This window comes from Streptomyces sp. A012304 (genome assembly GCF_026008495.1).
Classification (GTDB): Bacteria; Actinomycetota; Actinomycetes; order Streptomycetales; family Streptomycetaceae; genus Streptomyces.
In genome coordinates this window covers 1-12,352 of record NZ_BQUN01000169.1, presented here as the reverse complement: position 1 = coordinate 12,352, position 12,352 = coordinate 1, and the positions used below count along the sequence as shown (strand labels likewise).

Annotated in this window: 10 protein-coding genes; 7 read left to right on the top strand and 3 right to left on the bottom strand. The window is 72.3% G+C overall.

Annotated elements, in window-relative coordinates:
- The 5 genes from ALMP_RS35510 to ALMP_RS35490 form a co-directional block, all read left to right on the top strand.
- Nucleotides 1–330 (top strand): winged helix-turn-helix domain-containing protein (locus ALMP_RS35510; RefSeq protein ID WP_264935890.1); only part of this gene is annotated, 330 nt, incomplete at its 5' end.
- A gap of 60 nt (nucleotides 331–390) precedes the next feature.
- A complete protein-coding gene (locus tag ALMP_RS35505) occupies nucleotides 391–1,440 on the top strand; it encodes an NAD-dependent epimerase/dehydratase family protein (protein ID WP_264935889.1) in 1,050 nt (349 codons plus the stop codon).
- Nucleotides 1,441–1,493: 53 nt separating this feature from the next.
- Nucleotides 1,494–2,771 (top strand): sensor domain-containing protein, encoded by a 1,278-nt coding sequence (locus ALMP_RS35500; RefSeq protein WP_264935888.1) that lies wholly within the window; start codon nucleotides 1,494–1,496, stop codon nucleotides 2,769–2,771.
- On the top strand, nucleotides 2,756–3,406 hold the full coding sequence (locus tag ALMP_RS35495) for a response regulator transcription factor (RefSeq protein WP_264935887.1): 651 nt from the start codon (nucleotides 2,756–2,758) through the stop codon (nucleotides 3,404–3,406). Before ALMP_RS35500 ends, ALMP_RS35495 begins: the two co-directional genes overlap by 16 nt.
- A 169-nt stretch (nucleotides 3,407–3,575) precedes the next feature.
- Nucleotides 3,576–5,165, top strand: coding sequence for a DUF1996 domain-containing protein (locus ALMP_RS35490; RefSeq protein WP_264935886.1), 1,590 nt, complete (start codon nucleotides 3,576–3,578; stop codon nucleotides 5,163–5,165).
- A 115-nt stretch (nucleotides 5,166–5,280) separates the two neighbouring features.
- Here the strand turns inward: ALMP_RS35490 and ALMP_RS35485 are convergent, their stop codons facing one another.
- Nucleotides 5,281–5,721, bottom strand: a complete 441-nt coding sequence (locus ALMP_RS35485) for a hypothetical protein (RefSeq protein ID WP_264935885.1) — start codon at nucleotides 5,719–5,721, stop codon at nucleotides 5,281–5,283.
- A gap of 144 nt (nucleotides 5,722–5,865) precedes the next feature.
- Here ALMP_RS35485 and ALMP_RS35480 point away from each other — a divergent pair, with 144 nt between their 5' ends.
- A complete protein-coding gene (locus tag ALMP_RS35480; RefSeq protein ID WP_264935884.1) occupies nucleotides 5,866–7,788 on the top strand; it encodes a hypothetical protein in 1,923 nt (640 codons plus the stop codon).
- Nucleotides 7,789–7,947: 159 nt separating this feature from the next.
- Nucleotides 7,948–8,664: a TetR/AcrR family transcriptional regulator gene (locus ALMP_RS35475; RefSeq protein ID WP_264935883.1), complete on the top strand. Its 717-nt coding sequence runs from the start codon at nucleotides 7,948–7,950 to the stop codon at nucleotides 8,662–8,664.
- 4 nt (nucleotides 8,665–8,668) lie between these two features.
- On the opposite strand, the gene ALMP_RS35470 is transcribed toward ALMP_RS35475, so the two are convergent.
- Together ALMP_RS35470 and pulA are read right to left on the bottom strand one after the other, a co-directional pair.
- On the bottom strand, nucleotides 8,669–9,025 hold the full coding sequence (locus ALMP_RS35470; RefSeq protein WP_264935882.1) for a 5-carboxymethyl-2-hydroxymuconate Delta-isomerase: 357 nt from the start codon (nucleotides 9,023–9,025) through the stop codon (nucleotides 8,669–8,671).
- 62 nt (nucleotides 9,026–9,087) lie between these two features.
- On the bottom strand, nucleotides 9,088–12,352 hold a 3,265-nt coding region (gene pulA / locus ALMP_RS35465; RefSeq protein ID WP_264935881.1), incomplete at its 5' end, for a pullulanase-type alpha-1,6-glucosidase.

Sequence of the window (12,352 nt, the reverse complement as noted above, 5' to 3'; positions counted from 1 at the left end):
CCCGCCCAGCCACAGGCCGGCCCGGCGGGCGGCGTCGACGAGCCGGTCGTACGGATCGACACCGTGCGGCGCACCGCCCGGGTGGCCGAGAGCGAACTCGACCTGACCTACCTGGAGTTCGAGCTGCTCGCGCATCTCGTCGCCCACCCGCACCGGGTGCACACCCGCGACCAGCTCGTCACCACCGTGTGGGGCTACGGCCATGTGGGCGACGGCCGTACGGTCGACGTCCACATCGCCCGGCTGCGCCGCAAGCTGGGCGCGCACCGCCAGGCGATCCAGACGGTGCGCCGGGTCGGCTACAAGTACACGCCGCCGGCCGCCCACTGAGCTCTGCTCTCGGCAGAGCGCGGTTCCGCCCGGCCGCCCCACCGGGCAGAGTCTGTCGGCATGAGACTTCTGGTGCTGGGTGGTACGGAGTTCGCGGGACGGGCCGTCGTCGAGGCGGCCGTCGGGCGCGGCTGGGACGTGACGGTGCTCAACCGGGGGCGGCACGCCGCCGTCCCCGGCACACGCGCGCTGACCGGCGACCGCACCGCCCCCGACGGGCTCGCCGCCCTGGCCGAGGGCGAGTGGGACGCCGTCGTCGACACCTGGTCGTCGGCTCCGCGCCCGGTGCACGAGGCGGCGCGGCTGCTGCGCGACCGCGCCGGCCGGTACGTCTACGTGTCGAGCCGCTCGGTGTACACCTGGGCGCCGCCCGCCGGGTACGGCGAGGACGCGCCCGTGGTCGAGGGCGCCGCGCCCGACGCCGACGCCACCGACTACGCGCGCGACAAGCGGGGCGGCGAGCTGGCCGCCGTCGGCGCCTTCGGCGCGGACCGCTCCCTGCTGGTACGGGCCGGGCTGATCATCGGCCCGTACGAGAACGTCGGCCGGCTGCCCTGGTGGCTGACCCGGACGGCCCGCGGCGGCCCGGTCCTGGCCCCCGGCCCCCGGGACCTCCCGTTGCAGTACGTCGACGTGCGGGACCTCGCGCAGTGGACCCTCGGCGCGGTGGAGCGCGAGCTGAGCGGCCCGTACAACCTGACCGGCCCGCAAGGCCACGCCACCATGGGCGGGCTGCTGGAGGCCTGCGTACGGGTCACCGGGTCGGCGGCCGAACTGCGCTGGACCGAGCCGCGGGTGATCCTGGACGCGGGGATCGAGCCGTGGACACAGCTGCCGGTGTGGGTGCCGCCGGACAGCGACCTGCACGACGCCCTGCACTCCTGCGACGTCTCACGGGCGGTGGCCACCGGGCTGACCTGCCGGCCCGTCGAGGAGACCGTCGCCGACACCTGGAGCTGGCTGACGGCCGTCGGCGGCACCGCGCCCCGGCGCCCCGACCGGACCGTCAAGGGCCTGGACCCGGAGGTCGAGGCGAAGGTCCTCGCCTCACTCCACGCCCCTGAAGCGGACGCGGGCGCGGCGGGGGGTGTACCTGGCACCACCCCCTGACCGGGGGCTTCGGGCCAGTGACCGCACCGCTGCGGTCCACCAGACTGACGCCCATGAACACCAACACGAAGAGCGACGGCGGCGGATCGAGGGCACGGGGGATGCTGCGCGCCGCCTGGCGGGGGTTCGTGCTGGCCGTCGTGTCACTGCCGCTGGCCGTGCTGTCCTTCACCCTCACCGCCGTGTCGATCGCCCTCGTCCCGCTCGGCGTCGGCCTGTTCACCACGCCATGGGTGCTGACCGGGGTGCGGGCCTTCGCCGACCGGCGGCGGCTGCTCGCCGCCGAGTGGGCGGGGATCCGCATCACCTCCGCCTACCGACCCGTCCCCCAGGGCGCCAACCCGTGGACGCGCACCTTCGCGATGTTGCGGGACCCGGCGACCTGGCGGGACCTGCGCTGGCTGCCGGTCGACATGACGGCGGGGTTCCTGACCGCGCTGCTGCCGGCGGTCCTGGTGCTGTACCCGCTGGAGGGGTTCGCGCTGGCGGCCGGGCTGTGGCGGACCATGATGGACGGGACGCGCGGCGCGTACTGGTACGGGTTCGTGCCGGTCAGCGACCAGGCGTCCGCGCTCGGCGCCGGTGTGCTGGGTGTCGTCCTCCTCTTCCTCGCCCACCGGTACGCCGTGAGCGCCTTCCAGGCCCATTTCCGCCTCACCCGCGCGCTCCTCACCCCCACTGAGTCGGAACTGTCCGAGCGGGTGAGGGTGTTGACGGAGACCCGGCGGGACGCGGTGGACACCTCCGCCGCCGAGCTGCGGCGCATCGAACGCGACCTGCACGACGGGGCGCAGGCCCGGCTGGTGGCGATGGGCATGGACCTCGGCACCATCGAGGCGCTCATGGACAGGGACCCGGAGCGGGCCAAGCAGCTGCTCGCGCAGGCCCGCCGGTCCTCCGCCGACGCCCTCGCCGAACTGCGTGACCTGGTGCGCGGCATCCACCCGCCGGTGCTGGCCGAACGCGGACTGGGCGACGCCGTCCGGGCGTTGGCGCTGCGGCTGCCGGTGCCCTGCGAGGTGACGGTGGACCTGGCGGGCCGGGCCCAGGCGCCGGTGGAGTCGGCGGCGTACTTCGCGGCGAGCGAGGTGCTCACCAACGCGGTCAAGCACTCCGGCGCCGACCGGATCTGGGTCGACGTGCACCACGCGGAGGGCCGGCTGCGGGTCAGCGTCACCGACGACGGCAAGGGCGGCGCGGTGGTCGCGGCCGGTTCTGGCCTGACCGGCGTCGAGCGGCGGCTGGGTACATTCGACGGCGTCCTGGCCGTCAGCTCTCCCGCGGGCGGTCCCACCATGGTGACCATGGAGATTCCGTGCGAGTTGTCCTAGCCGAAGACCTGTTCCTGCTGCGCGACGGTCTCGTCCGGCTCCTGGAGGCGTACGACTTCGAGATCGCGGCCGCGGTGGAGAGCGGGCCCGAGCTGGAGAAGGCACTCGCCGAACTGGAGCCGGACGTCGCCGTGGTCGACGTCCGGCTTCCGCCGACCCACACCGACGAGGGGCTCCAGTGCGCGCTGCGGGCACGGCGCGCACGGCCCGGGCTCCCGGTGCTGGTCCTGTCCCAGCACGTGGAGCAGCTGTACGCGCGCGAGCTGCTCGCCGACGGCAGCGGCGGGGTGGGCTATCTGCTGAAGGACCGGGTCTTCGACGCGGAGCAGTTCGTGGACGCCGTGCGGCGGGTCGCGGCGGGCGGTACGGCGATGGACCCGCAGGTGATCCAGCAGCTGCTGGCCCGGCGCTCCGAGGACCGGCCGCTGGCCCGGCTGACGCCGCGCGAGCTGGAGGTGCTGGAGCTGATGGCGCAGGGCCGGTCGAACGGGGCGATCGCCAGCAAACTGGTCGTCACCGAACGGGCCGTCGCCAAGCACACCGCGAACATCTTCGTGAAGCTGGGTCTGGAGGTCTCGGACGACGACAACCGGCGGGTTCTGGCGGTGCTGGCGTACTTGGACCAGGACCGTTGATCACCAACTGCCGTGGTGTGTGCGGGTGTTGGGTGGGAATTGTCCCCGGGACCTCTCATGAATTTCTGAGACGGCTGAACACTCCCGTGACGACGTGCGTATGGGATGGCGCCGCTTCACTCCTGTCGGGCGCCTCGATGCTGCCCCGCAAGGAAGTCAGAGGAGTTCCATGGGACGCAACACACGTAAACGCCGTTCGTCGATGGCCACGAAGGCCGTGGCAGCATCGGCGGCCCTAGCGCTCGGTGGGGGCGGGCTGATCTGGGCGAACTTCTACGCCTCTGCCGGCGAGTCGAAGAACTCGTCGCAGAACCAGGTCAAGGCCGCGGCCGGCCAGGTGGCGACCATCTCCTGCCCCGATGTCGGGCAGAAGCTGACGAACGTCCCCGGCGGGGCGCGTCAGGGTGTCGACAGGGAGTTGGCGAACCTCGACAAGCAGATCACCGAGGCCTACGCGCGACTCGCCTCCACCCGCCAGGCGCAGGCCGGTGACCCCGGATTCGTCCAGAACGCCATCCTCGGCCCCCTCAAGGACAAGCGGGCCGCGACGATCGACCGCATCCGGATCAACATCCAGCGCGTCGGTGGCCAGGCCCAGAACCTGGGCTCGCTCGCCACCTGCACCCCGCAGGTCGCCCAGACCAACGCGGGCGGTCAGAACGGCGGCCAGCAGAACGGCGGTCAGCAGAACAACAACGGCGGCCAGCAGAACAACAACGGCGGTCAGCAGAACAACAACGGCGGTCAGCAGAACAACGGCGGCCAGCAGAACGGCGGCCAGCAGGGCAACAACGGCGGTCAGCAGGGCAACGGCGGCCAAGGCGGCAACGGTCCGGTGGCCGCGGACTTCGTGGACATCACCCAGGTCCAGCCCAACGCCCAGCTGGGTGTCGGCCCGAACGGCCTCGCCGCGAACGGCCGGGGCGGTTCGACGGGCACCTTCACCACCAACTGCGGCACCAACGGCAACGACAACCACAACACGGACAACGTGATCGTGGCCCCCGGTGTCACCAACGGCGCCCACCACCTGCACGACTACGTCGGCAACCAGAACAACGACGCCTTCGCGAGCGACCAGGAGCTGGCGAACGCCCAGACCACCTGCCAGAACCAGGGTGACAAGTCGTCGTACTTCTGGCCGGTGCTGCGACTGCAGGACGGTACGCAGGACTTCGACCAGAACAACGACGGTGGTGGCAAGGAGGGCAACGTCGGCCGGATCCTCCAGCCCGCGCAGGCCCAGCTGAAGTTCGTCGGCAACAAGCGGGGCCCGGTCGTCGCGATGCCGACTGCGCTGCGCATCATCACCGGTGACGCCAAGTCCTTCGTCAACGGCCTCGGCAACGCCAACGTGAACTGGAGCTGCACCGGCTTCGAGAACAAGGTGCAGCTGAAGGACAAGTACCCGATCTGCCCGCAGGGCAGCCAGGTGGTGCGCACGTCCAACTTCCAGAGCTGCTGGGACGGCCAGAACATCGACAGCGCCAACCACCGCACCCACGTGGCGTTCGTCCAGGGTGACGGCACCTGCGCCAACGGCTTCAAGGCGATCCCCCAGCTCCAGGTCCGCCTGGTCTACAACGTCCCCGCCCCGAAGATCCAGAACGGGCAGGTCGTGAACCCGTACGCGGTGGACACCTTCCCGGAGCAGCTGCACAAGCCGATCACCGACCACAACGACTTCATCAACTTCTTCTCCACGAACCTGATGAACAAGATGGTCAACTGCATCAACACCGGCAAGAAGTGCCAGTGACCCCCTGGGTGGTGATCCCCTGAGCGGGTGATCCACCGGGAAAGCCGGCGGTGAGGATTCCTCACCGCCGGCTTTCGTATGTGGTGCCTCGGGTCAGTGACCGGAGCGCGTCGGGTCAGTGACCGGAGTGCGTCGCGCCGTCCGATCCGCCGCCCGACTCGTGCGCGGAGTGGTCCATGCCCTCCTCGATGTCGCCGCCGAGCGTCTCGCGCAGCGCCGTCACCGTGCTGGTCTCGCCCACGGCCACCCACTTGCGGCCCACGAGGTAGTGGCCGCCGTAGTCCTTGGCCCCGTTGATCCACTCGCGCAGGCCGCGGTCGGTGGCGAAGGTGGCGAGGATGAACTTCCCGTCGGGGTCCTTGCAGACGGCCTGACGGATCTCGTCGGCGTCGATCTGGATGTCGGGCGTGCACTTCACCTCGGCCGCCAGGTGCTCCAGGCTGCCGGTCGCCGTCTGGGGGACGGCCGCCTCGTCCTTGCCGCCGGAGCCGCAGCCCGCCAGCGCCAGCACCAGCGCCGCGCCGCCCAGCGCGAGCATCGGTCGGGTCACCTTCATCTGTCCTCCCTGCGAAAGCCTCGTCCTGGATACGGCTCCCGCGCGCGGTGCGCTCAACATACCGGCGCGCGGCGGGGACACCCGTGCGAGCCGGTCCGGCGGTGCGCGGTGTGACCATCCCCCGGCCGGCTCGTTCCACTGGGCGTGCAGTCACAGGATGTCGCCCCGCGCCCCGCCCCCGGTTCCCCCGCCGACCGGGTCGTCGACGTCGAGCAGGCCGAGGCCGCGCTCGTCGAGCACTACCCGCGTCTGGTCCGCCTCGCCCATCTGGTGCTGCCCCCTGGCCTCGGCCGGGGCCGGCGGATCCTGACCGCCCACGGCCTCGTCCAGCGCGCCCTGCCCCGCGGCCGCGCCGCCGTCCCCGTCATCCCGGCCCAGTCCACGACCCGCGACGGCGACCCCGGTTACGCCTACGTCCGCCTGCGGGTGGTGCGTGCGGCGCTGGAGGCGGGCCTGCCGCTGAGCCGTCGGGCCTGGCCCAAGCGGGCGCAACTGCCGCCGCTGCTGCCCCAGGTGTGGGGGCTGCGCCTGTTCCCCCGCTCCGGCGGCGCCGACGAACTCGCCCTTCAGCAGCGGCTCGCCGCCCTCTCCGGCCCGGCCCGCGCCGCCTATGTGCTGCGCGGTCTGGAGAAGCTCCCCGACGGCGATGTGCGCGAGGTGCTGACCCAGGCCGGCGTGGCGGACACGGACGCCGCCCTCCAGGAGGCGGACACCGTCGCCGCGCGGTACGCGCTGCTCGACTCCCCCGAGTTCGACCCCTGTGCGCTCCAGGCCCGCCCCACCGACCTGATGCGCCGCCGCCGGCACACCAGGGCCGCGCTCGCCGCCGCGGCCGCGCTCGCGGTGTGCGGTGCCCTGGTCGCGCTGCCGGGTGACGGCTGGGGCCCCGACGGCGCCGCCGCCCCGGTGTACGCGCGCAACCCGGCCGCCGAGGCCGCGCTCGACCCCGGGCGGCTGGTGCGGATCTCCCCCGCCGCCTGGAAGACCTCCGCGCGCACCGACTTCTCCGTGTGGCCCGCGCGCGGCGGCCTCACCCGCGACGAGGCGCTGCTGCGCCGCGCCCTCGCCGTCTGGGCCCGACCGGGCGCGACCGTCCGGGTCTCGGCCACCCCCGGCACCCCGTCCGGCGGCCCGGCCGGCCCGCCCCAGCTGCTCTTCGCGGGCGACGTCGGCACGGCCCGCGTGGTGATCCTCCACGACGGTCTGCGCATCGCCCGGTACGCCGAGCCGAAGGACGGCACCGCCGGGGCGGCGCTGGACTTCGCGCGGGTGGACGGCGCGACGGGCGCCGGGGCGGGCGCGGTGGTCCTGGACCGGGCCGACGGCAACGTCCGCTACCTGACGGCACCGTGGGTGACGCGGGCCGCCGAGCGGGACCTGTCGAAGCCGGGCGCCGGGGTGATGGACCTGCCGCTGACCGACGGCATCACCTCCCCGCTGGCCAGCCCCGCCACTCGCGGCGGCGCCTGCACCGCCTGGAACGTGCTCCAGCTGACGGACGCCTCCGGGTCGTATCTGCTGAGCGATCTCGGCGAACTCGTCCCGGCCCGGCTCACCGCGGGCCGGCCGACCGGGCCGAAGGAGGCGACGGGCGCGCAGGCGCTGCGCACCTGGGCGCCGTTCGCCTGCTCCCTGGGCGAGGTGCGCGCGCAGGGCGTGCGGTCGGTCAACGCGTGGGCGTACGCGCGGCAGTCGCTGCCCGAGGCGGCCGGTCCGGGCGTCTGGATGTGCACCCGGGCGGAGACCTGGCGCGGGAACGGGACCCGGGTGCTGGCACAGTTCCGGGCACCGGGCGGGCTGTTCGGTGCGGTGGTGGCGAGGGCCGGGGACGTACCGGCGTGCGGTCCGCGCGATCCGCATGTGCTCGCGGGCGGGCTGTGGAAGTCGACGTCGGGTTCCCTGTATCTCCTGGCCGCCGGCGACTCGGGCGTGAAGGCGGTACGCGCGACGGGCGGGGTGAACGGATCGGCGCGGGGCGGTCTGCTGGCCGTTGCGGTGAAGCCGGGTGTCGCGGCGGGGCTGGAGGGCCGCCTGGAGGGCGGTCGGACGATCACCGGGCTGCGGTAGCGAGGGCACCCTCGCCGTACCGTGCGGCGGTCCGGCGCACACCATGGCCGATTCCCGTCGGATCTCCGTCCGATCTACGTCCGATCCTCGTCCGATCCTCGTCCGATCTCCGTCCGGTCCCATCCGTTCGAGTCCGGATTCGATCGGTAAGGTGTTCGCATGACTACCGGGGTCCGACGCAGAATGGGAGTCGAGGAGCGGCGCCAGCAGTTGATCGGCGTCGCTCTCGAACTGTTCGCCCGCCGTTCGCCGGACGAGGTCTCCATCGACGAGATAGCCGCGGCCGCGGGCATCTCGCGACCGCTGGTGTACCACTACTTCCCCGGCAAAGTCAGCCTGTACGAGGCCGCGTTGAAGCGCGCCGCGGAGGATCTCGCGGGCCGGTTCGCGGAGCCGCACGAGGGGCCGCTGGGGGCGCGGCTGCTGCGGGTGATGCGCCGCTACTTCGACTTCGTCGACGAGCACGGTCCCGGTTTCTCGGCCCTCATGCGCGGCGGGCCCGCCGTCTCCCTGGCCGCGGCCGACTCGATCAGCCATGTCTCGACCACCAACGCGCTCATCGACTCCGTGCGCCAGGCCGCCTACGAACAGATCCTGTCGCATCTGGGCGTCACCGATCCGCCCGCGCGGCTGGAGCTGGTCGTCCGCTCCTGGGTCTCGCTCGCCGAGTCCACCGCGCTGATCTGGCTGGACGGGCGGCGCATCCCGCGCGAGGAGCTGGAGGTGCAGCTCGTGCAGAACTTCGCCGCCCTCACCGCCGTCAGCGCCGCCCATGACGAGGAGCTGCGCGCCCTGCTGCGGCCGGTGCTGGGCGACGAGCCGGCCGACGGCCCCTTCGGGGACCTGGTCACCCGGCTCGTGGCCCTCGCGTCCTAGCAGGTCAGGCGTCGTACTTGCGGTACGAGGGGTCCAGGTCGCGGGTCTCGGCGGAAGCGTGCAGGGCCAGGCCCCCGGTGGGCTTCACATGCTGCCGCAGCAGCTCCAGCACCGTCTCGGTGAGCCGGGCCTTGGTCTCCTCGGTGCGGCCGGCCAGCAGTCCGATGTGGACGTGCACGATGGCGTGCCCCTCGGTGTCGGGGCCGACGGTGGTGTCCTCGGTCCGGCGGAACTGCGTCTTGCACGCCGGCGGTTTCGCCGCCGCGATCTCCACCACGGCGTCGTGCAGCGCCTTGGCGAATCCGGGCCGGTCGAAGTCGTCCGCGAGCCGGTCCGAGTAGTCGACGGTGATCTGCGGCATGGGCACTCCTGTGCTAGGCGACAGCGCTCACCCTAACCGCAGGTCAGGGTGAGCGCTGGGGCTCAGCTCGTGCGGGAGAAGACCGCCACGGTGCGCGCCGGCACCTCGAACGTCCCCGATGCCCTCTCGTACGACGCCGTCCGCACGGTGGCGTCCGCGCCCGCCGCCTGCACCGGGTGCAGCCGGTAGCCGGTCCCGGCGAGCGGGGCGACGGTCTGCCGCTGCGCGGTCGGCGTCGCGTTGAAGACGACGACCAGGTCACCGAGGCGCATGGTGATCACCCCCGGGGTCTCGTCCTTCCCCGACAGCGGGAAGGACAGCGCGGACTGCACCCGCGCGGCCGTACCGAGGGAGAACGCCGGCTCCGTCGTACGGATCCGCAGCAGGTCCCGGTAGGCGGCGGAAGCGCCCTCGATCTGCGCGCAGCCGACCCCGACCGTGGTCAGCAGGGGCTTGGCGTACGGCCACTTGGCGGCGTTGTCGGCGGCCGGCGGCAGTCCGCGGCCGAAGCCGTTGCCGTCGGCGCAGCTCCAGTGGATCGCGTTGAACCAGTCGCCGCTGTCGTAGGAGTTGCGGTCCAGGGACTTCGAGCGCAGCAGGTCGGTGCCGGCCTGGGAGAGGGCCGGGCCCTGCGAGAGCGTGGCCGTGGCCATGGCGAGGACCTGCATCCGGGCCCGGTCGGCGGCGCTCGTGGACGCGGGCAGTTTGAAGGCGAGTGCGTCGAACAGGGTCTCGTTGTCGTGGGCGTCGGCGTAGGCGAGGGCGTCGCCGGGGGCGTCCGCGTAACCGGCCGGGCTGCCGTTGTAGTCGACCTCGGCGCCGGTGACCTCCTTGCCGCTGGTGTCGGTGAAGCGGTAGGCGGCGAGATTGCCGCTCAGCCCGACCTTGATCAGGTCCTGGTAGTGCAGCAGCCGGGCCTTCTGCTCGGCCGGGGTGCCGTTGCTCGCGGACCCGTTGGGCTCGGTGTACAGGCCGGACGCGAAGCCCTGGACGCCGGGGTCCTCGTCGAAGGGCCCGCCGCCGCGCACGGCGTCCCGTGCCCGGTCGGAGAAGGTCGCGACGCCGGTGCCGGCCATGTTCTTCTGTGTGGCCTGGACGAACCGGGCGTCGTCGGCGACCTCGCCGAAGTTCCAGCCCTCCCCGTACAGGATGATCTTCTTGCCGTCGACGCCGTCCTCGGCGAGGGTCAGCGCGTCCAGCGCCTTCCTGACGGCCAGGATGTTGGCCTTGGGGTGGTGGCCCATGAGGTCGAAGCGGAAGCCGTCGACCTTGTACTCCTTCGCCCAGGTGACGACCGAGTCGACGACCAGCTTGCCCATCATGGCGTTCTCGGTGGCGGTGTTGGCGCAGCAGGTGCTGTTCGCGACCGAGCCGTCGGCGAGCAGCCGCTGGTAGTAGCCGGGGACGATCCGGTCGAGGACGGAGGTGTCCGCCTGACCGCCGGCCGCGGTGTGGTTGTAGACGACGTCCATGACGACCCGCAGGCCGTCCTCGTTCAGCGCCTTCACCATCTTGCGGAACTCCACGGTACGGGCCGTGCCGTCCGGGTCGGTGGCGTAGGAGCCCTCGGGGACCGTGTAGTGGTACGGGTCGTAGCCCCAGTTGTAGGCGTCCTTCGCGGCGGCCTTCGCCACGCACTCCTGCTGCTTGTCGGAGTCGGCCGGGAGGGAGGCCAGGTCGCAGTCGACGGTGGCCTGCTCGGACTTCTTCTCGGGGATGGTGGCGATGTCGAAGGCGGGCAGGAGGTGGACGTACGAGGTGCCGGCCCCGGCCAGCTCACGCAGGTGCTTCGAACCGTCGCTCGCCTTGTCGGTGAAGGCGAGGTAGGTACCGGGGTTCCTGGCCGTCCTGTCCTCGACCGAGAAGTCCCGGATGTGCAGCTCCTGGATCTGGGCGTCCTTGAGGGGGACGGCCTTGGGCTTGGGGTACGTCGTCCAGCCGGCGGGCTTGAGGGCCTTGTCGCCGAGGTCGACGACGAGGCTGCGCTCGGAGTCCGCCGTGAGGGCGACCGAGTACGGGTCGGTGACCTTGTTGGTGACGACCTCGCGGACGCTGGGCGCCCAGACCTTGACGACGTACCGGTACGGCTTGCCCTTCCAGGACCTGGGGCCGGTGACCGACCAGACGCCGGTGGCGGCGTCCCGGTGCATCGGCTTCAAGGAACCGTCCAGCTCCAGGGACACGCTCTGGGCGGTGGGGGCCCAGACCGCGAGGGTGGGGCGGCCCTGGTGGAACGTGGGGCCGAGGTCGGCGGCCGTCGCGTCGTACAGGTCGTCGAGGACTCCGGCGATCTGAACGCCCGTCGCCGAGAGCACGGCGCCGCCCGCCGCCAGCTGGGAGGCGACGACCTGGCCGCGCAGGGCCTCACGGACCCGGTCGCGGTCGCGCGGGTCGACGGACCAGGCGGTGTGGTTCTTCAGGTGCGGGAACTTCGCCTTCTGGGCGTCGGTGAGGGACGTCTTGCTCAGGCGCAGCCAGCGCTCGTCGGTGCTGGTCAGCGTCCCGTTCTCGGCCTTGATGGAGCCGGTGCGGGAGTAGCGCAGCTGGGTGGAGGCGGCCGTCTCGGTGCCGTTCCAGGCGAGGGTGTTCCGGTCGATCCAGACCGCCTTGGACGTGGTCAGGTCGAGGGCGGCCGCGGAGCCCGCGGGCTGTGGCAGCAGGTACTTCTCCCGGCCGTTCAACAGCCACACCTCGTGGCCGTCGGCCCTGAGGTCGAGCGACTGGTCGGCGGGCAGATCCTTCTCGTCGCCCTTGTGGACGATGTAGCTGAGGCTGGTGGCACCCTCGGTGAGCGGCACCTCGAAGACAGCGCCATAGGCATCAGTCTTCACCGGCTTCAGGGGGTTCGACCAGTCGGTGGGGGTGGCGGCGCCCGTCCAGACGTGCAGGCCCCAGCCGTCGTAGTCGCCGTCGGCGCGGTGGTAGTGCAGGACGGCCCTGGACTTGTCCGGGGCGGGGTAGTCGGCCGAGGGCCGTTCGGTGCGGACCGTCTCCTTGCCCTGCTCGATCCAGATCTCGCCGGTCTTCGTGACGTCGATGGTGCGGTCGGCGGCGACGTCCTTGTCGCCGTTCTTGTCGATGACCAGGAAGCCCACGGTGGAGGCGCCGGGCTTCAGCTTGACGTAGGCGAAGGCGCCGTAGGCGTCCCGGCCGATGAACGGGTGGCTGTTCGGCCACTCGGTGGACTCGCCGTCGGCGAGGTCCCCCCAGGCGTACAGGCCCCAGTCGGCGTAGTTCCCGTCCTCGCGCTTGTAGTGGACGATCGCGTGATCGCGGGAGGAGGCGGTGGGGGTCTCGGGGGCGGGCGGGGTGCCGGTGGTGGAGGCC